The organism is Nostoc sp. KVJ3 (assembly GCF_026127265.1).
Taxonomy (GTDB): Bacteria; Cyanobacteriota; Cyanobacteriia; order Cyanobacteriales; family Nostocaceae; genus Nostoc.
Window position 1 is genome coordinate 1,872,872 of record NZ_WWFG01000002.1, and the last position, 22,672, is coordinate 1,895,543.

Consider the following 22,672-nt stretch of genomic DNA (forward strand, 5'->3'; position numbering starts at 1 on the left):
TATAGTACTTTGTCAAGCTAGAGCAAGCCCCCAACCCTAAAAGGGTTCCCCTCTGGGCTTCAGAGAGTTTAATTTACCTGCAATAAATTTTCGCCCCGTTGGTAAATCTCACGCGCGTAATCAGTCCAAGCACCTTGTCCCCAATAACGAAAACAACTGGTTTGCAGCAAAAGGTTATGTAGAAGAACGTTACGGTAGTGAGATTGTCTGCTAACAGGTTCTACTGAATCAATTTGCTGTAAGCGATCAAATTTTTGATGAAATAAACTACTTAATTGATACATTGGAGACAACACATTTTCATATCCTTTTACCCAACTGATATGATTTGTCCACGAGGCTCCATCTAGATGAAAATTAGAGTTGATTTGCTTTAATTCTTGAATCGCATTCTCTACAGCTTCCGGTTGGGTATTGTCTGGTGAAACTCGCTCCCAAATCTGATGTTGTCCCACTGGCTGACAAGTTGGATAATCTTCAGATTTGCATCCAGCAGCTTCGATTAACTCTAAATATTCTGTACCACATATCCCAACAACACCTGATTTTCCTCCCCCATTATTTACCATATCCCACCAAGCTTGTTTAAAAGCGCTTGGGAATTCATTCATCATTACGCCGCCATTTTCGCCATCTCCAATTTGACTAACTATGGGTGGCACAAATACACTGCCAATTTGTTGTTTTGATAAAGTTTTAGCTTCGTAATAAGGCTGCATTTGTGCGACTAACTTAGTATCCGAACCTTGAGTTTTAATTAAGGCGGTGATACTAATTGTTTCGCCTTGAGAATTACGAGCAATTAGACGATGTGGTAAATGTTTGTGGGTGAGAGATTGACCGCTAATTGTTTCTACAGAATGTTCTTGAACGAGTAACCAGCGATATCCACATTCTTTCAGCGCTTTCACAAATTCAAAGAGAGCATCAGGATGATTTGGGAGGTGCATTTCTGGAGGCGAAAATCCTTTGACTCGCGCTAGTGCTTCCCAACCAAAAATTGCCGCAAAGTGATGTTGCCATGCAATGATATGCAATTTAATATCTGCTATGGGTGTGGAAGGAATAACTGCATGTCCCCACATTGTACCCAGCCATTCTACATAAGGTTGGTAGGTGCGATCGCAAGTAATCCGTTTGAGACTATCAAGAACATCACCGCGTCCCATTTGCCGCAGTCCCCACAACAGATTACCAGAGTAATCCAACATCACACGGGGATTGCAACCTTGATTTACAAGTTCGGGGATCAAGTCTCCCATCCGGCTATAACAATAGGCAAAAGGATCTGCATTGTGGTTATCCCCAACGTTTGGATGTTCAAACATATATTGCAGATTGCTGATGAGTGTACCGCCATTTCCAGCAGGTATAGTTGGCTGGTGCATGTGTAAGGCGATCGCAAATACAGCATTTATATCTTCTAAACGGATATTCGTTGTTGGTAAAAATACTGGTTGATCGTGGTTAACCACAGAGAGAACCTCTGTTTCCCAACCAGAAATATTTGGTAAGCCATCAATGATTTCGGGCAAAGGAGTGAGTGTTGTAGGGAAGGAAAGCATTTCTGGTTGCTCCGAAATAAGTCCACCCAGATATTCGCATCTTTATGTTCTAGTTATTGATAAAGTTTATTTACCATCTGCTCATATACCAGATTTATTTAGAGGCTATTTCGCCTCTAAAAATTTAAGACTTATGTGCAGACAGACTAGAAATCATGTTCTTGATAAGAACAAATCACCGAAACGATGGATTCTGGTCAAAAAATTCAGTTTCGGGATCAGCTTTTTCAGTCTTTCACCAGGCTGTTGTTTTCTTGCTGGCGGTGTTGCTATTCGCAAAATTAGCTCTAACAACCAAGGGGCAAGGCGTTGACACAGCACTGCTAAATGACTTTGCCATCCGACTAAAATTTCTGGCGAATCATTTTGCATTCCAGTGACAAGTGCTTTTGCTACTTGCTGGGGAGTCATGGGGATCACCCAGCGAAATAATTTTAAGTCGCGCACCATGTCTGTGTCTGTGAGAGAAGGCAGTAATGCAATGACTCGGATATTGTGTTCAGCGAGTTCCTGGCGCAAAGCTTGGGTAAATCCTAAGATTGCAAACTTGGTAGCTGAGTAAGTCGCCATTGTTGGTGCTGCTACTTTCCCCATCAGACTTGATACATTTACGATTGTCCCTTGTCTTTGGCTGGCCATGCGTCTAGCAATCAAACTCGTGAGGTTGTACATCCCTAATAAGTTCACAGAGATTTCTTCTTGAACTTGGGGCATTTTAGATTGCAAAAATGAGCTTTGGTATGCGACTCCCGCACAATTAACCAGTAAGTGAATCTGTCCGAAATTGCGCCACAGTTGAGCAACAGCAATATTTACTTCAATTGTCTGCGTCAAATCTAAGGGCACGATCGCAGTTTTTGTTCCCATCGCCTCGATTTCGTTAGCTACCTCCACCAACTTTTGGCGATCGCGTGCTACCAATATTAACCGTTTGATGCCTTGTTGCGCTAGTTCGAGGGCGATCGCTCGTCCAATCCCACGCGAAGCCCCTGTAATGAGGGCTACTTTACCTTGAATCTCCATTGGTTTTATCCTCCAAAATTTCAGTCTTACCAACCTCTTCGTTATTGCCGATCCACACAATCAAGAGCTACTCGCTTGTCGGCACAAGGTAAGACAAATAATTAATCGCAATTAAAATCAAACTGAAACTAATAGCAACGAGATATTTCTTGGTTAATCTGCAATCCCTCATAATTGTCTATACGAGGCAGAAATTTCTCCTTTTTAACCCGTCAACACCTAACATACTTGGCTGAATGGGCATAGCTCATAGATTTTATTTCTCCTAGATCAGAGCGTTCATCAGCATCGTTGTCATACACACGTTAGCAATTAAATCAAGGTATTGCAATATTCTTTAATAAGTATTTCTTAATACTTATTAATGAAAGCATATATATACAAAAGATTTTCTTAAATAAGTTTTTATGAATCCCTCAGTATAAATATCTCATTTTCCTGACAAATAGCCTCTGTTTTGGGCAATTGTTATATCTAATTCATAGCTTAGGAACAAAAAAGACATATAGCGTTTTGGCTTATGGTTGCAATGTTATAGTTTCAGAATAAATTGCAAATTACTATCAGCAAATTTACTGATTTTTTGAAAATAAAGCTTTCTAAATTTCTGATTTTTCAAAATAATATAATCAGCCTAGATCGTCATCTTTAATGCAAATTACAACAGTATATTTCTCTGCTAAAACTTTAGTGTAAATAGTAATTTGTTTAGGGTTTAACTTTGAGTTAATCCAAGTAACGTTTGAGACTTCTACTGTCCATTGCAAACTAAATCATTCCTGAACAGCAAGATCCCCGACTTCTTCAAGAAGTCGGGGATCTGAGATCCAAGTAAACATAACTGCTAATATTCTACTTTCAGCTTGACTACGTGTATCTACTTAACAATTTTAAAAAACTCAGTAAAACTCAAACAGGCTTCTTCCCCACTCCCGGCTTAGTGCGTTGATTTTTGCACGCACATAGCGTCATAGTTATTTATCCTGGGTTTTAGCACCCTTTTAACCAGATACGAATATGAAAAAGCTGATTAACAAGGCAGAAGACTTTGTACGGGAGAGTCTAGAAGGTATGGCGGCGGCTCATTCCGATTTAATTAAATTGAACTACGATCCCACTTTTGTCTACCGAGCCGATACACCTGTAGAGGGGAAAGTAGCAATTATTTCTGGTGGTGGCAGTGGACATGAGCCAATGCACGCTGGTTTTGTGGGCAAAGGAATGCTTGATGCAGCTTGTCCTGGTGAGGTTTTCACTTCACCTACTCCTGACCAAATGCTAGAAGCAGCCAAACGAGTAGATAGAGGCTCTGGTATTCTTTATATCGTCAAAAATTATAGTGGCGATGTAATGAACTTTGAGATGGCAACAGAGTTAGCCCGTAGTGAGGGCATTCGATCGCTAAATATTTTGATTGATGACGATGTAGCAGTGAAGGATAGTCTCTATACCCAAGGACGGCGGGGTGTGGGAACAACAATACTAGCGGAAAAAATTTGTGGCGCAGCAGCAGAGGTTGGGTATGATTTGCCGCAAATAGCAAATTTATGTCGCCGAGTAAATATGAATGGGCGGAGTATGGGAATTGCTCTAACATCTTGTACAGTCCCCGCTAATGGAACACCGACATTTGAATTGAGCGATCGCGAAATCGAGTTAGGTATCGGTATCCACGGTGAACCCGGAATAGAACGCACAGCCATCAAACCAGTAGACGATCTCACCGAAATTTTAACGCGATCGCTCATTGAAGATGCACCATACAGCCGCACCCTGCGCGAGTGGGATGAAGACAAAGGAGAATGGGTAGATGTAGAACTAACAAATCTACCATTTGCCAAAGGCGATCGCTTATTAGCTTTCGTCAATAGTATGGGCGGAACCCCGATTTCGGAACTGTATATTGTTTACCGCAAACTCGCCCAAATCTGCCAACAGCAAGGATTACAAATTGTGCGAAACTTGATCGGCCCTTACATCACATCTTTAGAAATGCAAGGTTGCTCCATTACCCTGCTGAAATTAGATGATGAGATGATCCGGCTATGGGATGCACCAGTAAAAACACCAACTTGGCGCTGTGGAATTTAACTAATTACGAATTATTATGGTGAGTCAGACCCAGATATTGCAATGGTTACAGGTTTTTGCAACCGAAATAGAGGAGAATAAAGCATATTTGACGGAATTAGATGCTGCGATCGGAGATGCTGACCACGGGATCAATATGGATCGCGGCTTCAAAAAGGTAAACGCTCAGTTACCAACTCTTACAGACAAAGACATCAGCAGCATTTTCAAAGCTGTGAGTATGACCTTAATTTCTTCCATTGGCGGTGCTAGTGGCCCACTTTATGGAACCTGGTTTTTACGAGCCAGTACAGTAGTAGTAGATAAGCAGCAATTAACAGAACAAGATATGTTAGAGCTACTCCAAGCGGGCTTAGACGGCGTACTGCAACGTGGTAAAGCGCAACTAGGAGACAAAACAATGATCGATGTGCTATCTCCGGCTGTAGTCGCTTTTGGACAAGCTGTAGGAGAAAGTCAGAAGACACTGGAAGCGATGAAACAGGCTGTAACAGCAGCCCAAAGGGGATTACAAGAAACTATACCAATGCAAGCGAAAAAAGGACGAGCTAGCTACCTGGGAGAACGGAGTATCGGACATCCAGATCCAGGCGGGACTTCTGCTTATTTGATGTTGAAAAGTTTGTTAGGGGTGTTGGAAAGTTCTAGTTAATATTAAATTCGGGTAATTATTTATAATTCCCATAGTCAACTATTTAGCTTCTGAGCTAAACATAATGTATTCTTCTAGACCAATACAGTTCAGTTAAGCTTCTCTTCCTTCTCTTCCTTTGCATCCTTTGCGTCCTTTGCGGTTCGTTAAAAAAAGGATTTTAGCCTTAACTGAACCGTATTGTCTTCTAGACTTCTTTTTAGAAATTGTCTAGACTCCTGAAACGTTGCTGTAATTTTATTGAATACGCCTATATTTATTTAGAGAAGATAAAATAATTGGAAGCCGACCCAAAGATAATGCATCTCTGAGAAATATTTGGGCTTTGATCTATTATTCCCATATAATTTGATGGAATCATCATCAGACAACGATTTTTTGAAGTTGGCTTTCCAAGCCTATAGGAATTTGTCTTGACATTATGTTGTTGATTATGTTGTTGATTTGTCCGATTACTGCAATTGTTAAAGCCTTCTAATGGAGCGGTTCAGGGTAGGGATAAATCGTAGACATCGCCTAAAAATTCAACTTATCTGATTATCTGATTCACAACAGATGCACTCTGAATATGCCATTTACCTCGTTCTCGAATCAAATCATACCGAACTCGCAATTTATCGCTAGAAGACTTTTGAAACTGACCATTTTCATATAACTGCGTCGCTTCCTTAACAGTAGCTTCCACAGCCGCACGGTCTGCAAATAAATCAATTTTCTCCACAGATTCTATCTTCAAACTATGGTCATACTTGCGGTAGCGATTATCTGACTTATCCTGTTGAGCAATCAGCCGCCATTGAGACAAAGCTGAACCAGTTAAAATTTGGTCTAAACTATTAATCTCATGATTCGGCCCTAAAGCTGCGCCTTTGGTCGATAACCAAGTTTTAATAACTTCCTCTGCTGTTGCATTTGTTAAAGGGCCTTCTGCTGATTGTGGTTGACTATTGGGAGTGGGAATAGATATTGGTGGTTGATTTATTTGTACAAACAACTGAAAATCCCTCGGAGGGGGCGTAGGAAAAAACAGATTTTTTAACCATCCAAAAGTTGTTGTGGCTAATACCCAAAAAACTAATATACTCACCAAAGAAATAAACACTCTCCAAACCAGTCGTGTTTTCCCTTCTATAGTGTTCGCAAAAGTTCGCCGCCGCCGAGGACGACGAGAAGGAGGGCGATTATCTGGTATTCGCTCTCGGTTAGCAGATGGAGTAGGTTTTCTCCGTCTACGTTTTTGGTTATGACTGGGTACAGCACTTTTAGCTGAACCATTTAAATGCTGATTAGTACTTCTGCTCATCCTTTCAGCAGCAGGAACCTCTGATTTTACACTTCCAGATGAATTCCACATAGGTGATGATAAGTTTGGATATTCAGACGTTTCTTTTATTGGTGTTTTTGGCAAATCTGGGTCAGGTGTTCTGCTGTGATTAAATGACGCTGAAGTTTTAGTTGAATTATTGTGAAAATGAGAATTCTTTGTTTTGGGCTGGGGAAAATATTGGGGGTTAATTACAGCCCATTCATTAGTTGTTTCTGCATCAGTTGGTAGTGCTTCTAAATAAGCTTGTACCTGTTGGTTCGCAAAGTAATCTTTTAGGAAAGCTTGCTGGTTTGCTAAATCTCGAAAATGGGGAAATACTTCGTGTTGCAACCACTGTTCTGCATATAAACACAGCCCCGGTAACAAATCTGGAGAGTCTTGAGATTTTTCCCGAATAAAAGCTAAAGCTTCGTACTCCTGACTAAGTTCTAAAACACGAGTTGCTTCTTCAGTTTGCCCTAAGAGTAAGGCACATAACGACTGTTCTAAATGTACATCTTGGCGCTTGCCCAGACGCACGAGCATTTGCCTTGCTTGACGAATTAAAGCTGGTTGCCGTTGAGCAAATCCTCGTGCTATCAAGGCATAAACAGCTAAGTAAGTGGCAACAGCAGAAGAACGTTTGCTTTGAGCTTCAAATAATTTGTGCTGCTCTGCGACTGTTAAGTGGTTGCGTAATTGCTGGATAAATCGCAGAAAGTCGTCTATATTTAAACCCGATTCATCATTGTTAGTACCATCAATCCCACCACGATCTTCTAAGAGATTTTGCAATAATTCCAAGCCTTGGCTGCGTTCGGCAGTCTTTTCTTGGGGTAGTGCTAACAACTCCAAAATTCGATATGGTCGCAATTTGTAAAGATCCGCCTGAATTTCTGCCTGGACACTGGAGAACAACCCCTCGCGTACTAGCAATTCTTGACCAGTTTCTAAAGATATGGCGGCATTTTCGTAGTGACCTTGCTGCCACTGTTCGCGACCTAATTCTAGACAAGCAAGGGCAACAGTGAGAACAACATCTGGGTGTTCAGCACTTTCATAAATTTCTTCGTCTACTAAATTATTGCTTTTTCTTGCACTTGTAGCACCATTTTTATTTACTAGATACGGACGACCTAGTTTCAATACGAGTTCGTACTCCCCCAACTCTTGCAAAATTAATAAAGCGCCAACTAATTCGTCTTGGGTAATTTCAATACCTAGACTCTGAGTGTCAATACCTCTTTTGGTGCTTTCTGGACGATTTTCCAGTGCTACTGCGGCAGCAGCAAGATTATCAGGGTTATAGGCGTGAGCAAGATAAAGCTGATCGTAGGTACTGCGTTGTTTGGGATCTGATAAAACCACGTAAGCTTCTTCTATGAGTTGTTTACGAGAAGAAATTGCTGCCTGAGAATACTCACGTCGTGGCAATTGTACAATGCGATCGCTGTATGCCTGACGCAATTGTTCTTCACTTGCCGCCAACGGTAGTCCTAAAATTCGGTAGTAATCTAGCGGAATTCGCACAGCCTACTTCCCCTGCACCGTGATCAACATAATTTACCTAGACTTTCCAGGTCTGTAAAACCGTGCCATAATAATGCCGTATAGAATTTACTCTACAAGTGTATATCGCAACAACTTGTTTTGTACCTTCCCGAAATTGTGAGTCACATTCTAGTACTAATTTTTTGCTTTCGCCTAGAAAGCCTCAATTGTTTGTCTTAATTCTTAGTATTTTTGTTTAACACGACTATTATCAGCCTTGGATACCACAAACCACAACTACCGCTTTTCATCACGGCATAAATGTTGTGGTTCCTAGAATCTATTGATGATTGATTTTTTTGGGAATTTCCCAGTAGGCGGTAACAAAAATACTACTATTGTGGGATTGACCCTGATAACAAGAGAAGCAAATCATATCATAGTTAACTTTTAATTACAATTACCTATTTGGGTATATAGATTTTTGCCTCCTTTTTTTGAAATTGTTAATGGATATGCAGAAAGCAGTTGATCTTGATTGCTAGTCTATGAAGGGGAAAAGTGAGAGAGAAAAACTCAAAGCAACATATATTGTCGTTAGAGTCAAATCCTCACGGGGCATGGGCTGAAAAGTTAAAAATCAAAAATTAAAAATTCAGCTATTCCCTAAGACCCTTTTTTGGTGCATAAATAAAGTTTGATTGTTGAGTCTTACAAACGCTAGCCTGTTAAAAGCTGAGGTGTTATCAGACCAACTTATTTAAGACTGTAACTTTAAGTTGTACAACAGGGATACTCAAAAATAATGGTTCAAGAGCGTACTTTACCCACATTTAATCCTGCTACTACGCACATTACAAAGGAAGAAGGATTACGGTTGTATGAGGACATGGTGTTAGGGCGCTTGTTTGAAGACAAGTGTGCTGAAATGTACTACAGAGGCAAAATGTTTGGTTTTGTCCATTTGTACAACGGTCAAGAAGCCGTTTGCAGTGGTGTTGTGCAGTCAATGCGACCGGGTGAAGATTACGTTTGTAGTACTTACCGCGACCACGTTCATGCTCTGAGTGCGGGTGTACCAGCAAGAGAAGTAATGGCAGAACTATTTGGTAAAGCCACAGGTTGCAGCAAAGGGCGCGGTGGTTCCATGCACATGTTTTCTGCGGAACATCGCTTGCTGGGTGGCTATGCTTTTGTGGCTGAGGGAATTCCTGTCGCGGCTGGGGCGGCTTTTCAAAGCAAATACCGCCGCGAAGTGCTAGGAGATAAAAATGCTGACCAAGTGACAGCTTGCTTTTTTGGTGACGGTGCAGCTAATAACGGTCAGTTTTTTGAGACACTAAATATGGCAGCTTTATGGAAACTGCCAATTTTGTTTGTAGTTGAAAATAATAAGTGGGCCATTGGTATGTCTCACGAGCGAGCAACTTCCCAGCCAGAAATTTACAAAAAAGCCAGTGTGTTTAACATGGTGGGCGTGGAAGTAGATGGTATGGATGTATTAGCAGTCCGAGCCGTGGCCCAAGAAGCTGTAGCCCGTGCCCGCGCAGGTGAAGGGCCAACATTAATTGAGGCTCTTACCTACCGCTTCCGTGGTCACTCGTTGGCAGACCCAGATGAAATGCGAAGCAAAGCCGAGAAAGAATTTTGGTTCGCCCGTGACCCAATTAAGAAGTTAGCAGCTTATTTGCTGGAGCAAAATCTGGCAGATGAGGGAGAAATCAAAGCTATTGATCGTAAAATTCAGGATGTAATCGACGAGGCGGTTAAGTTCGCCGAAAGCAGCCCTGAACCAGACCCCAGTGAATTATATCGTTTCGTGTTTGCAGAAGACGAGTAACAAAGTTAGGAGTTAGGAGTTATGAATTTTTAACTCTTAACTCCTAACTCCTAACTCATAACTATCCCTAATCCCAGGACTAAAATTTGTGTTTAGCATTGCAGTTCAACAGCAACAGTACAAAACGTATATTCTTTCTGACGAAGGCGCTAGTTCTCAGTTGGAAGTTGTACCAGAACGCGGTGGGATCATTACCCGCTGGCGCATTCAAGGACAAGAAATTTTTTACCTGGACACTGAACGCTTTACTCATCCTGATTTGAGTGTCAGAGGTGGAAATCCAATTTTGTTTCCGATTTGTGGCAATCTTCCAGATAATACTTATACTCATAACGGGCAAAAATATACTCTCAAACAACACGGTTTTGCCCGTGAATTGCCGTGGAAAGCAACAGAACAAGAAACTGGAGATAAAGCTAGTCTGACTGTTGTTCTTGATAGCAATGAGCAAACTAAGGCAGTTTATCCTTTTGATTTTCAACTGGCTTTCACCTACGAACTTCAAGGTAATACTCTAGAAGTCCGCCAGCAGTATAAAAACTTGTCATCCACACCAATGCCTTTTTCGGCTGGTTTCCATCCCTACTTTTTGTGTGGTGATAAAACTCAGTTAGAGATTGAAATTCCCTCTAAGCAGTATCAAGACAATCAAACTAAGGAATTTCACTCTTTTGACGGCAATTTTGACTTTAACCGTGATGAAATTGACTTTGCCTTTGGGCAGTTAACGAGTCAATCGGCCACTGCGATAGATGGCAGCCGGAAGTTAAAACTCACCTTGGATTATGATGATTTCTCTACTTACCTGGTATTTTGGACAGTTAAAGGCAAAGATTTTTACTGTCTAGAACCGTGGAGTGCAACTCGTAACTCTCTCAATACTGGTGATAACCTGACTGTGTTAGCGCCAGGAGCTAGCCACACAGCATCTGTAAGGTTGACGGCTAATTTTTTCTAAACCTCTTTACAAATCTACAGATGTATATGCTATGATGGCAAAGTTGCGAAATAAAGCAAAAGGGTCGCTAACTCAACGGTAGAGTACTCGGCTTTTAACCGATTAGTTCCGGGTTCGAATCCCGGGCGACCCATATAAAAGTTTAAAGAAAACTCGTTGCAGCTTTTGAGATGAAAGCAGAGGCGAATTTTATTATTAGAAAATTTGTGAATCCGATCGCTGTGGGGAATAAAAATTTGGGATGAGCGATCGCTTTTTGCTGAAGATCAAACAATTACAGGTTAAGCAAAATTAACGAAGTTGTCAGCTTATTTCAGTGATTCTACGGTTACTTAAGTGCTAACGAAAAGTGAATAACTGAATTTGAGCTTTTCAACTGGAAGTAACAGATGCAGGCGAATTTTGAGCAAAAAGCCTTTATTTCCTTAGTAGGTCTGAAAACTGAGAACTTACCGGTAAAGGAAATACGATTACAGGATTTGTCTGGGAACGATTACACTTACTTTTGGCAGTTATGGGAACAGTATCGAGATTATCTTTATAGTCGCTGCTTACAGTGGATGGGAGGTAATCGTCATGATGCCGAAGACTTGTTCAGTCGGGCAATGCTCAAAGCCTGGAATCAATGGCCAGAATATGGGAGTAGAATCACCAAGCCCAGGGCTTGGTTAAGCCGACTCATCCAGAACCTCTGTATAGATTTGCATCGAGAACGCAAGCGAGAGGCGCAAAGGATCAAAAACTTTGAGGATATTCAATTTGCAGATTATGCAGTAGTTACTTCCAGACTTGAATCTCCTGAGTCAGAGATATTTAGTCACGAACTAAGGGCATATCTCCACCACAAAATTGAGTCCTTACCTACGAGATTGCGCCAATCTTTTATCCTTCACTACTGCCAAGAAAAGTCTTACAGAGACATTGCCAAGGAACTCGCCCTCTCAGAAGACAACGTTTACAAACGAGTTCAACAGGGGCGAAGGATTCTACAAAAGCAGTTAAGCAAATATTTGGCAGGGGAAGATGACACTTCCCTAGATTCCCTCCCACCCTGCTTAAAATTGGTGGTTCCGATGGTGGAAGAGTCTAAACCCGATGAAAGGGCGATCTCTGACTGGGAAATGCCGATCGCAATAAGAAGCATGGAAGAAATTAATTACAAAGTAACCGTTACATGCCTAGAAAACTTGCAACATACTTGGTACAGTTCCCCCAGTCTTCTGGGGTGGACATGAATGTTCATCTAGTTTTAGGCGAAAAGCCAACTCGACAAGATCAGAAGCTCAAAACCTATCGTCAGTATGTGCAGAAGTATCCCCAAGGATGGAAGAAACGGTTGGAATTAGCTGATTTGTTGTCCGGTATGGGGAACTGGCAGCAAGCGATCGCTGAATATCACCAAGTAATTGAGCGACAGCCGCAATTAATCAATGTGCGGCTGCAACTGGCGAAAATCTTGCAGATGATGAAACGGGAAGCAGAGGCTATAGAGCTATATGTAAGTGCCTTAGCATTATCCTGCAATCAAGGAACTCAGCACCATATAAGTGGATTAATTGCCGTCTGTAAAGGTGATAGTCACAAAGCGATCGCTGATTTTGATGCTGCGGCTGATTCAGAACCTGACAAAATCGTTCACTGGTTGGCATTGGGACAAGTGCAGAAGGGCAGAGAAAATCCCATTGGGGCTTTACGAGCCTTTTCACAGGTTTTGTTACTCAATCCAGATGATATTGTCGCCTTGATTCAGAGCTATGATGCACTGATGGCAATGGGGGATTTCCAAGCAGCTAGGGAAAATTTAGATAAAGCGATCGCTCTAGCTCCTGATGATTTCGGGGTACTTCAACGACAGTTAGATCGGCGTTGCGGGATGAAATTAGTATCTGGTAAAGAAGGAAAGCAGACTAAAAAGCTGATTAATTCTGTCCTACAACAGGCTCCTCACGTAGCTGAAGCTTACAAATCACTAGCCTATTATCACCTTTACCGGGGGGATTGGGCGCATGGTGTAGGGGTATTAGCAGAGTTTGCAGAGCAACACCCCAATCATCCTAGTGGTTGGTATTACTATGGACAATGCTTGTTCCACACCGGAGAATATCAGGCGGCGGCTGAGATGATGTTGAAAGCTTATAGTTTGTATCCCAACGATTGTGAAATCTATCAGGCGTTGTGTAAGATTTTACCCGTTGCTGGCCGACTAGAAGAATTACGACCCTTATTAGAAGAGATGCTTGAGCGTTTTCCTGAACGGTGGAGTGTTTGGGCGACAGTGGGGCGCGTTCTGGTGGAAAGCTTTCAAGAAATTGAAAGAGGGTGTAGTTTTTCTGCGAAGGTGATACAACTCCAACCCCAATTAGCTGATACTTGGTTTCGTCATGGGCGGGTGTTGGCTTTAGCCCTTAAACATCAAGAAGCGATCGCGGCTTTGGCTACAGGATGGCATTTTTTACCAGTAGCGGGGGGTTATCTGCAATCTGTAGCTGCTGCGGTGTGGCTGGGAGAAAGTTACCGAGCGAGGGGGGATGATGCCCTAAGTCGGCAGTGGTGCGAAGAGGCTTGTGAGCGAAGTCAGGAACTAAGGTCATTTAACTCGGCTACGGCTGATTACTGGCAAGGGAGAGCCTTAGAGGGGTTGGGGGATACTTCCGGGGCGATCGCAGCTTATCGCACTGCTTTAAATCAACAGTTGTTTTATCCGGCTCGTGGGGAGGTTAAGGATACTTTGACACAGTTACAAGGGATGGTGCGGAAAAAATCTCGTGTTTGAGTCTGGTTTGAGCGGGTGGATTTATTTTAGAGAAAAAACGCCTCTAACTCGAAAAATTCCAAAATTGATGACTGAGATCGTCTTTAAGTCGTAGAGATGAAAGAACAAACCTTAATCTCTAGTCTGTAAAAATTCTGAAATATCAGGAGTGTTTCAAATGAAGTTAGGTAAATTGATTAATGCGATCGCAGCTTTGATTTTTGTTTTTAGCGTTGCACTAATTGCTAGTCCCTTGACTGCTGTAGCAGCTCCAAGTAGTTATCAACAGACCTGCTCAGATATTTCTCTTCGGGACAATGTATTATCAGCTATTTGCAGAAAACGGGATCAATCACCCAACCAAACTGCCATCACTTTGAAAGGAATTGAAAATATTGATGGTACTCTCAAGGTTGTTGATCCTCAAAAAACAGCTAATTTTAACCTCTCTTGTGCGGGTACTTCTGTTGCAGGAGCGCAAATTTCCGGTCAATGCCGCAAGATGAATGGTCAATTTGTACAAACTGCTACAAGCATCAATGGAATCGAAAACATTGATGGAGTACTAAAATACACAAGTAGCCCATCTTGATCTTGTAGTAGCGTGGCAAGCCTAAAATTATGTGATAGATAAAGGCTCGTAGTAGCGCCTTAGCATGAAAAAACCATAAATCTAATGCACTCTACTAGTATGTCAAGGCTATTAGAGTGCATTATGCTTTGACTAACGCACCTTGTTTATTGTCAGAGCGATCGCTATTTTTTTGATGATGTGTAGAGCGATCGCTCTTCTTAGCCAAGGAAGTGCGATGGCCCATTATAAAATCTGTTAGTTAGCAGATGTATGAATTTGGTCATTTGCCCGCGCTTTGCGCCTTTTTCTTAAATTCAAATTTTACATCAGTTAGTTTTTCCGATACAACCCATAGTTTTTTGGCGATCGCTTTGTCTTTGGATAATTCGTTCGTTTCGACTTTTATTGGATAGCCGCGCATCTCCATAAACCCATTGGGGCCGAAATATTCTGCGCCTTTTAAGCCTGTTTCGATTGCCGCCCGCAGAGTTGGTAATGCGCCCATCGTGATGTCTTGGGCAAGGATGCCGTTGAGATATGTCACAATGCCACCCGCAGTTCTCTGCAATTCGGTTGCTGTCCAGCCCGGATGCGAGGCGGTTACAAGTGTGTCGATACCGTTATCTTTTAGTTTTCGGTCGAGTTCGTAGGTAAAAAAGATGTTGGCAAGTTTGCTGTCGCCGTAGGCTTTCCATTTGGCATAACTTCTCTTTTCCCAATTCAAATCATCAAAATCTATTTTGCCCATACTATGTGCGCCGCTCGAAACATTGACAATTCGTGAGCCTTCGGTACCGATCAAAAGTTCCAAAAGCTGTCCCGTCAAAGCAAAATGTCCGAGATGATTAGTGCCGAACTGCAATTCAAAACCGTCCGTCGTTTTTGAATACGGCGGAATCATCACACCCGCATTATTAATCAGTAAATCCAGACGCAAATAATTTTTCTGAAAGTTTTCAGCGAAATTTTTAACTGATGCTAAATTCGCCAAATCAAGTTCCATCACCTTTACGTCGGCATCTTGATTCTGTTGAAGAATTTTTGCCAATGCCTTGTTTCCTTTGTCCAAATTGCGAACCGCAATGATTACAGACGCTTGTTTATTAGCTAAAACCCGCGCTGTTTCATAACCGATGCCGCTACTCGAACCCGTTACAATTGCTACTCTTCCTTTTTGACTCGGAATATTTTCCACGTTCCATTTTTGATTTTTCATTTTATTTACTCCTACTTAATTAATCGAATGTTCATTTAATTAACTATCAAAAAAAGAATTAATTCGTTATTGCATCCCACGCAATTTTATAGGTGGTTTCTAACATTTTTTCGTCCAAAATCAAAGCACCACTAAAATGCTCTTTTATCAATCCAGTCAGAGGCGCAAAGGTAAAAGCGGTAAAAATTTCCAGGGGAATATCCTTAAAAACTTTCTCCTCTTTACCGCGATTGAACAAATCTAGCATTGGCTTGAAATAGCTCAAAGTTTCATCTTTGCAAATGCGGTCAACCATCGGTGAATTAGCAAATTGCTCCGTAAAAGCAAATCTGACCGGATTTTTAATCGCGTATTGATAATAATTATTCCAGATAATTTTAAAGGCTTTTTCCACCGATAGGTTCTGGTTGACACCTTTCAAAATTTCTGCACTCATTTCCTGCTTCACGAACAAATATATTTTATTGAGAAGGTTTTCTTTGTTTTCAAAATAGACATATATCGTCGCGGGCGAAACATTCGCGGTTTTGGCAATTTTCGACATCGAAGTATCAGCAAAACCATTTGCAGTAATCAGTTCGATTGCCGCATCACAGATTGCTTGATTTTTTTTGTCGTCTTTGTGCCTCATAAATTCTATAATAAACGAACATTCGGTTATTGTCCAGTGAATAATTTTAGTGCAATTTAAAGGACTATTAGCTTAACAGACTTGTACTGAGCGCAGTCGAAGTACAAGTCTGTTACCACTTCCCTACGGGACGCTACGCGAACGCGGAAGCAAGCTACGCTATATTTAACGTGAGTGTCCAACGGACACTCACATTAATTTATGTAAATTACGCATAGTTTCATCCCAAATGCAATAGTTAGGGAAAAACACCCTGATAGCATTTGTCAGAAGTTAGTGTGTTTAAGTTGAAGCGATCGCTTCGAGATGAGCATTTGGGATACTGGACTACCAGAGCTACTATCTGTAGGGTAACTAAATGTACAGCGACACAGAGAAAATATGGCGCATAGTACAGGAGTATAGAACATATTTTATAGTAACTATGGCGTAAACTTTTTCAACATAGATACACGACACTAGTTATAATTTCCTATAAGTTGAAAAAACTCTTAAGATTTAGCGTAATCAATACGCTTTTCTCAGACCGACTAGCTGACAACCACATTAGGAGGACTATCTATGGCGCTTGTACCACTGCGGCTGCTGTTGGATCACGCAGCTGAAAACGGTTACGGCATCCCAGCTTTTAACGTTAACAATTTAGAGCAGATTCAGGCAATCCTGAAGGCTGCTGTCGAGACAGATAGCCCCGTAATTTTGCAAGCTTCTCGTGGCGCTCGTGCTTATGCAGGAGAAAACTTCTTGCGCCACCTGATTTTGGCGGCGGTAGAAACCTATCCTCATATTCCCATTGTCATGCACCAAGATCATGGGAATGCTCCCGCTACCTGCTACTCAGCAATTAAGAACAACTTCACCAGCGTCATGATGGATGGTTCTTTAGAAGCTGATGCTAAAACCCCCGCTAGCTTTGAATACAACGTCAATGTTACCCGCGAAGTTGTCAACGTAGCTCATGCTTTGGGTGTCAGCGTTGAAGGTGAACTCGGTTGTTTGGGTTCTCTAGAAACTGGTGCTGGCGAAGCTGAAGATGGTCATGGGTTTGAAGGTACACTCGACCATTCACAACTGTTAACTGATCCCGATGAAGCTGTTGACTTTGTAGAAGCAACCCAAGTAGATGCTTTGGCTGTTGCCATTGGCACAAGCCACGGTGCTTACAAGTTTACCCGCAAGCCGACTGGTGAAATTTTGGCCATCAGCCGCATTGAAGAAATTCACCGCCGTCTGCCTAACACCCACTTGGTAATGCACGGTTCCTCTTCTGTACCAGAAGATTTGCTTGCACTGATTAACCAGTATGGTGGTGCAATTCCTGAAACCTACGGTGTACCTGTAGAAGAAATCCAAAAAGGTATTAAGAGTGGTGTACGCAAAGTAAACATCGACACCGACAACCGTTTGGCTATTACTGCTGCTGTCCGTGAAGCTTTGGCTAAAAAACCAGAGGAGTTTGACCCCCGTCACTTCCTCAAGCCTTCTATTACATACATGCAGAAGGTTTGTGCTGAACGCTATCAACAATTTGGCACAGCCGGCAACGCAAGCAAGATTAAACAAATTTCTTTGGAAGATTTTGCTGCTAAGTATGCTAAAGGTGAACTTAACGTTGTCACCAAAGCTGCTGCTAAAGTTTAATTTTGACAACAAATAAATAGGGGCAGGGTGCTACTATGCCCCTAAAAAACTTAGTATTTTAATGTTGTCAGAAACCGGGTAAACACCCGGTTTTTTATTTTATTCGTTAGGGCTGGGCATTGGGCATTGGGTATTAGTTCTTTCTTCCCCTACTCCCCCTACTCCCCACTCCCCACTCCCTAGAACACCCGATGCTGTAAAGAGGGCATTTGACGACGGACTTGTTCGAGCCTAGTAGGTTTGATTTCTGCGATCGCAATTCCCGGTTTTTCTCCAGCATCGGCTAAAATTACACCCCAGGGGTCAATAATCACGGCGTGTCCGTGAGTTAATCGACGGGCGTAGTTGTTCCCTGTTTGGGCAGGAGCAATGACGTAGGCGGTATTTTCGATGGCTCTGGCTTGTAGTAGCACTTGCCAGTGGTCTTTGCCAGTAAAGGCGGTAAAGGCAGCAGGAATAAAGATAACATCAGCCCCCTTGTCTGCCAAATGACGGTACAGTTCCGGGAACCGGACATCATAACAAATAGAAAGCCCTAAATTACCGAGTTTTTCTGAAAAATACACCGGGGGTAGTTGCGTACCAGCTACAACAGTGCTGGATTCGCGGTAAGTGTTACCGTCGGGGACATCGACATCAAATAGATGTACTTTGTAGTAACGGGCAAGTTCTTGACCGCTTGGATCGATCAGTAAAGTGGTGTTATAAACTTTGCCTGTATTGTCTACAGGAAGTGGAAAGCTGCCGCCCAAGATCGTAATTTGAAAGCGTTGAGCCATTTTTTTGAGAAATTTTTCACTTTCAAGAGCGATCGCATCTCCTTGTGCAAGTTTATCTTTTTCTTCTCCCATATAGGAAAAGTTTTCTGGCAAGCCTACCAATTCAGCACCTTGACGCACGGCAAGCTCGATTAATTCTTCTGCCTGAGTCAAATTTTTGTGTAGATTGGACACACTTGTCAATTGAATAGCGGCGGCTAAATAAGACTTCATAGATTCAACAACGAACAGTTGATTTATGGAAGATAGATTATCAAAATATATCGCTACTTCAACATCTATGGAACTTAATTAGAAATACTTCTGCCAAGATTTTCTTTAACAGACTTGTTTTATTGCTGATTTAAATATTATTTTTGGTTCTGATGTCAGGGAGTTGTTTTTGAGATAGAAATCCCTAAAAATCTTCTTAAACTCTATAAAACGGTTAAGTAAGTGGGTGTGAAAATTTATAACTATGTCATTGCGAACGGAGCGTAAAGCCTTCGGCATAGCTTCGCTTAACGCGGTAGCGTCTCGTAGAGATAGCTAAGTGAAGCATAAGTCCTTCGGACACGCTTCGCGAACGCAAGAGTTTAGGCAATTTTATATTTCGTTACATAGTTAGGTTTATTTGAGCCAACCTACTTATAAAACCCCTGCACCTTGTACCTGGTAAACCCAGTCGGTGACAAGTTGATACAAATATAAACAAGTTGAAGAAACGAGAAATTCGCGCATCTCAAACTTGTTTATAAAAATTAACCTAAAGTGAGAACAACGTCGATAACTCAAGAGGATTTTATTGCCGATTGAGTTTCAAAGATACTTTTCGAGAGTGGAAGCTAATGTACTTTTAGGTACAGCACCCACCACCATATCGACTTTTTGTCCACCCTTAAAAATCATTAATGTGGGAATGCTGCGGATGCCATACTGACTAGCAACATTAGGATTTTCATCTGTATTGACTTTGACGACCTTGATTTGACCTTTGTACTGTTCGGAGATTTCATCAACAACAGGGGCTACCATACGGCATGGTCCGCACCAGGGTGCCCAAAAGTCAACTAAAACGGGTACATCGCTGTCGAGTACTTCTTGCTTGAAACTAGAATCGGTAACTTGTGCGGCTGTTGACATGCCTAAAACCTTCGCCAATAATATCTGAGCTTGGTGAAAATTCTACCATAGCAAAAACCTCAGCCTAGAAGTGCGAGGATGTACATTTGCAAAGAAGCTCTAGAATTTATTTACAATACATAAGGAACCGCCCGAACAATAGTCCGGGCGGAGTGTGGTGTGAGGAGTGAACGGAAACATGCGTCTCCGCTATCTCTATTGTAGGCGACATATCGAGTTTTTCGAGCAATTGTTTGGAGGCTGGAAAAATTTATTGAAGGATTGGGAATTGGGAATTGGGCATTGGGCATTGGGGAAGAAACTTGTTAAATAATTCCCCCCATCTCCCTCATCTCCCTTGTCCCCGACTGCCCCATGCCCAAATTTTATTTCCCCATACCTAATTGTTGAGCTTTTTGGTAAACTTTACCCTCTGTTAATAAAGAAGGCGCAATTACAACTTCTACTTGCTGCATTTCTTTAATATTTTTGGCTCCTAAAGTACCCATACTTGTCTTTAAGGCTCCTAAAAGATTGTGAGTGCCATCATCTAACCCTGCTGGGCCAATGAGTATTTGCTCTAGGGTACCAGTGGTGGCAACGCGAATGCGAGTACCACGAGGCAACACCGGGCTGGGAGTAGCCATACCCCAGTGATAACCCCGTCCTGGGGCTTCAGCGGCTCTAGCAAAGGGAGAACCAATCATCACACCATCGGCACCACAAGCGATGCATTTACAAATGTCGCCGCCAGTAATTAAACCGCCATCAGCAATAATGGGGATATAGTTGCCAGTTTCCTTGTAGTAATCATCTCGTGCTGCGGCACAGTCTGCGATCGCAGTTGCCTGTGGCACACCCACACCCAACACGCCACGGGAGGTACAAGCTGCACCAGGGCCAATTCCTACCAGTACCCCAGCCGCCCCAGCTTTCAACAAATTCAACGTCACTTCGTAAGTCACGCAATTCCCCAACACCACGGGGATGGGCATGGAACGACAAAATTCTGCTAAATCAAGTGGTACTAAAGATTCTGGTGACAGATGTGCAGTAGAAACTACCGTAGCTTGCACAAAAAATAAATCCGCCCCAGCTTTGGCCACCGCCTCACCATATTTACTTGCACCGGCTGGAGTTGCGCTTACCGCCGCAATGCCACCTTGTTGTTTAATTTCCTGAATACGTTGTTCAATTAATTCTGGCTTTATTGGTTCGGCATAGAGTTCTTGCATTAGGGAGACAAATTCATCTTTCCCCACAGAAGCAATCCGATCTAATATTGGCTCTGGGTCAACGTAGCGAGTGTGAATCCCTTCTAAATTGAGGACACCTAATGCTCCTAACTGTGACAAACGTACAGCCATGCGAACATCTACTACGCCATCCATCGCACTAGCAATTATCGGGATTTCTCGCTCAATATTGCCAATCCGCCACTTAGTATCTGCCAAACTGGGGTCTAGTGTTCTGTTACCAGGGACTAGAGCAATTTCGTCTATTCCGTAAGCTCTGCGAGCTATTTTTCCCCGCCCAAGTTGAATTTCCACGCTTTAACTTTTTTTCAAATCTGTTTAAGCTAGGGTATCAAATTGTGAGATAAGTTGGGGTGTTTTTTTTCCTGAACTACACAGGTAAATTCTAGTTACCCAAGTTGCTGCTCGAAATTTTAATGAACGTAATGTATTTACCAATCAACTAAATGAGCAAAAATTGTTAATCGGTTTTTATACTGTGTTGTTTGAGGGTTAGTGTTGCGCTAATTTTTCAGTAATTGTAGTTTCATGTGTCTGTTATTACCTTAGTTAGGATTGCCATTATTAGCATTATATTAATCGTCTTAACTTGCCTATATTGAGTTAAGTCAAGATCGTACAAATTCCCACTGATGATTTACCTTTTATTTTTAGCGGCATCCACACCAGTGTAACCAGTTGCTAACCAAAGTATGGCTCTCGCTCCATCGCGGATAGATTTTTCGATAGATTCAGGGGGTTTTTCTGAAGGAACTGGCACAGGTTTTAAATAAATACCTCGACTACCCAAAATAATTTCGCCGATGACACAAGCCCGGCGCATGTGGAAGTCTGAAGTAATCAAATAAATGCTCTTGATGCCGCGAGCTTGCAAATCATCCACTAACGTAGTAAAATTAGTAACTGTATCTACGGCTTCATAGTCCAAGTGTAAACGTTTGGGATCAACACCAGCTTTGGTAAATACTCGTTGGGTGAATTTAGGTGGACTACCACCAGTAATCCAAATTGGTATATTTGGATGCTGGCGGACAAATTCAGCCGTAAACTTCTCTCGCTCTAAACGTCTCGTTGAACCACCCAACACTACAACTGCTTGCGGCTGTACAAATTGGTTTTGTACTTCTTTGTATCCCCACCAGATGATTAGTGGTAGAACAAAAGCCATAAAACGAAAAGATTTACCTGTAAACAGTAGCTTATTCAAGGCTCGATAACTTTTTTTACTGAGTCCAAACTTTCCTCTAGCTAGAAGAAAAACAATAATTGATAGTAGAGTAGCAAACTCCTCCTAAAACTGCCCAAATTTATATTTGGGTGATTTTCGTTTTTCAGCGCGATGAAGTCGTGCTTGAAGTTTTTCCTCTAATTGATGGATTATCCTAACCTGTATTGGAGAATCCATCAAAGGGGTCTAGCATTTTGGTGGATAACCCAATTTAGTAGAGACGTAAAGTCTTGCGCCTCTACACGCTGTATTTAATATAGTGAGACTATTGGTCAATTCATGATGGGTTAGACCCCTCACCCCTAAAACTCTAGTTTAGCCTTGCTTTCCCGCCCTGCAATGAATTGCGGGATAATAGCTAAAGTGCGTTGAAACGCACTAAAATTAAAGAAATTAAGATATGGCAATCCGATTTGATTTCTGAAATTATTTGCGTAGGCTGGGAGTGGGGAATAGGTTAAGAAGCCTCTTTGAGTTGTACTGAGTTTTTTCAAAAATCAAATATGAGTCCTATAGATTGAGGTTGAAGATTTAGATACCCGATCAATTTGCCAAGAGTCTCATATAA

At 42.0% G+C, this 22,672-nt stretch carries 17 protein-coding genes and 1 tRNA gene; 9 read left to right on the top strand and 9 right to left on the bottom strand.

What is annotated here, in order from left to right; translation table 11 throughout:
• Positions 1-68: 68 nt before the first annotated feature.
• Both GTQ43_RS24135 and GTQ43_RS24140 read right to left on the bottom strand, forming a co-directional pair.
• Positions 69-1,565 carry a glycosyl hydrolase family 57 gene (locus GTQ43_RS24135; protein ID WP_265275243.1) on the bottom strand — a complete coding sequence of 499 codons (1,497 nt, stop codon included), beginning with the start codon at positions 1,563-1,565 and terminating at the stop codon, positions 69-71.
• Between the two features lie 153 nt (positions 1,566-1,718).
• The gene (locus GTQ43_RS24140) at positions 1,719-2,588 is read right to left on the bottom strand and encodes an SDR family NAD(P)-dependent oxidoreductase (protein WP_265275244.1); all 870 of its coding nucleotides are present in this window, start codon (positions 2,586-2,588) and stop codon (positions 1,719-1,721) included.
• Between the two features lie 1,017 nt (positions 2,589-3,605).
• On the opposite strand from GTQ43_RS24140, the gene dhaK reads away from it, so the two are divergent.
• Together dhaK and dhaL are read left to right on the top strand one after the other, a co-directional pair.
• Complete coding sequence (gene dhaK / locus GTQ43_RS24145; protein WP_265275245.1) at positions 3,606-4,679, top strand: dihydroxyacetone kinase subunit DhaK; 1,074 nt, start codon at positions 3,606-3,608, stop codon at positions 4,677-4,679.
• 16 nt (positions 4,680-4,695) lie between these two features.
• Positions 4,696-5,331 (top strand): dihydroxyacetone kinase subunit DhaL, encoded by a 636-nt coding sequence (gene dhaL, locus GTQ43_RS24150; protein ID WP_265275246.1) that lies wholly within the window; start codon positions 4,696-4,698, stop codon positions 5,329-5,331.
• A gap of 529 nt (positions 5,332-5,860) precedes the next feature.
• On the opposite strand, the gene GTQ43_RS24155 is transcribed toward dhaL, so the two are convergent.
• On the bottom strand, positions 5,861-8,167 hold the full coding sequence (locus GTQ43_RS24155) for an IMS domain-containing protein (protein WP_265275247.1): 2,307 nt from the start codon (positions 8,165-8,167) through the stop codon (positions 5,861-5,863).
• Between the two features lie 766 nt (positions 8,168-8,933).
• Here GTQ43_RS24155 and pdhA point away from each other — a divergent pair.
• From pdhA to GTQ43_RS24185, 6 genes are all read left to right on the top strand, one after another.
• Positions 8,934-9,968, top strand: a complete 1,035-nt coding sequence (gene pdhA / locus GTQ43_RS24160) for a pyruvate dehydrogenase (acetyl-transferring) E1 component subunit alpha (protein WP_190940265.1) — start codon at positions 8,934-8,936, stop codon at positions 9,966-9,968.
• 88 nt (positions 9,969-10,056) lie between these two features.
• The gene (locus tag GTQ43_RS24165) at positions 10,057-10,926 is read left to right on the top strand and encodes an aldose epimerase (protein ID WP_265275248.1); all 870 of its coding nucleotides are present in this window, start codon (positions 10,057-10,059) and stop codon (positions 10,924-10,926) included.
• Positions 10,927-10,987: 61 nt separating this feature from the next.
• A tRNA-Lys gene (locus tag GTQ43_RS24170) sits at positions 10,988-11,059 on the top strand.
• Positions 11,060-11,315: 256 nt separating this feature from the next.
• Entirely contained in the window at positions 11,316-12,161 is an 846-nt protein-coding gene (locus tag GTQ43_RS24175) for an RNA polymerase sigma factor (RefSeq protein ID WP_265275249.1), read from the top strand.
• Positions 12,158-13,699 carry a tetratricopeptide repeat protein gene (locus GTQ43_RS24180; RefSeq protein ID WP_265275250.1) on the top strand — a complete coding sequence of 514 codons (1,542 nt, stop codon included), beginning with the start codon at positions 12,158-12,160 and terminating at the stop codon, positions 13,697-13,699. Before GTQ43_RS24175 ends, GTQ43_RS24180 begins: the two co-directional genes overlap by 4 nt.
• 157 nt (positions 13,700-13,856) lie before the next feature.
• The gene (locus GTQ43_RS24185; protein ID WP_265275251.1) at positions 13,857-14,270 is read left to right on the top strand and encodes a CVNH domain-containing protein; all 414 of its coding nucleotides are present in this window, start codon (positions 13,857-13,859) and stop codon (positions 14,268-14,270) included.
• A gap of 262 nt (positions 14,271-14,532) precedes the next feature.
• On the opposite strand, the gene GTQ43_RS24190 is transcribed toward GTQ43_RS24185, so the two are convergent.
• Both GTQ43_RS24190 and GTQ43_RS24195 read right to left on the bottom strand, forming a co-directional pair.
• Complete coding sequence (locus GTQ43_RS24190; RefSeq protein WP_265275253.1) at positions 14,533-15,468, bottom strand: SDR family NAD(P)-dependent oxidoreductase; 936 nt, start codon at positions 15,466-15,468, stop codon at positions 14,533-14,535.
• A 58-nt stretch (positions 15,469-15,526) separates the two neighbouring features.
• Complete coding sequence (locus GTQ43_RS24195) at positions 15,527-16,099, bottom strand: TetR/AcrR family transcriptional regulator (protein ID WP_265275254.1); 573 nt, start codon at positions 16,097-16,099, stop codon at positions 15,527-15,529.
• A 561-nt stretch (positions 16,100-16,660) separates the two neighbouring features.
• Between GTQ43_RS24195 and fba the strand changes: the two genes are divergently transcribed.
• The gene (gene fba, locus GTQ43_RS24200; RefSeq protein ID WP_094346179.1) at positions 16,661-17,740 is read left to right on the top strand and encodes a class II fructose-bisphosphate aldolase; all 1,080 of its coding nucleotides are present in this window, start codon (positions 16,661-16,663) and stop codon (positions 17,738-17,740) included.
• A gap of 179 nt (positions 17,741-17,919) precedes the next feature.
• Here fba and GTQ43_RS24205 read toward each other — a convergent pair whose 3' ends face one another.
• The 4 genes from GTQ43_RS24205 to GTQ43_RS24220 form a co-directional block, all read right to left on the bottom strand.
• Positions 17,920-18,732, bottom strand: a complete 813-nt coding sequence (locus GTQ43_RS24205) for a carbon-nitrogen hydrolase family protein (protein WP_265275255.1) — start codon at positions 18,730-18,732, stop codon at positions 17,920-17,922.
• A 585-nt stretch (positions 18,733-19,317) separates the two neighbouring features.
• On the bottom strand, positions 19,318-19,641 hold the full coding sequence (gene trxA / locus GTQ43_RS24210; protein ID WP_265275256.1) for a thioredoxin: 324 nt from the start codon (positions 19,639-19,641) through the stop codon (positions 19,318-19,320).
• A gap of 365 nt (positions 19,642-20,006) precedes the next feature.
• Positions 20,007-21,170: a GuaB3 family IMP dehydrogenase-related protein gene (locus tag GTQ43_RS24215; protein WP_265275257.1), complete on the bottom strand. Its 1,164-nt coding sequence runs from the start codon at positions 21,168-21,170 to the stop codon at positions 20,007-20,009.
• A 343-nt stretch (positions 21,171-21,513) separates the two neighbouring features.
• A complete protein-coding gene (locus GTQ43_RS24220; RefSeq protein WP_265276537.1) occupies positions 21,514-22,044 on the bottom strand; it encodes a YdcF family protein in 531 nt (176 codons plus the stop codon).
• Positions 22,045-22,672: the final 628 nt, after the last annotated feature.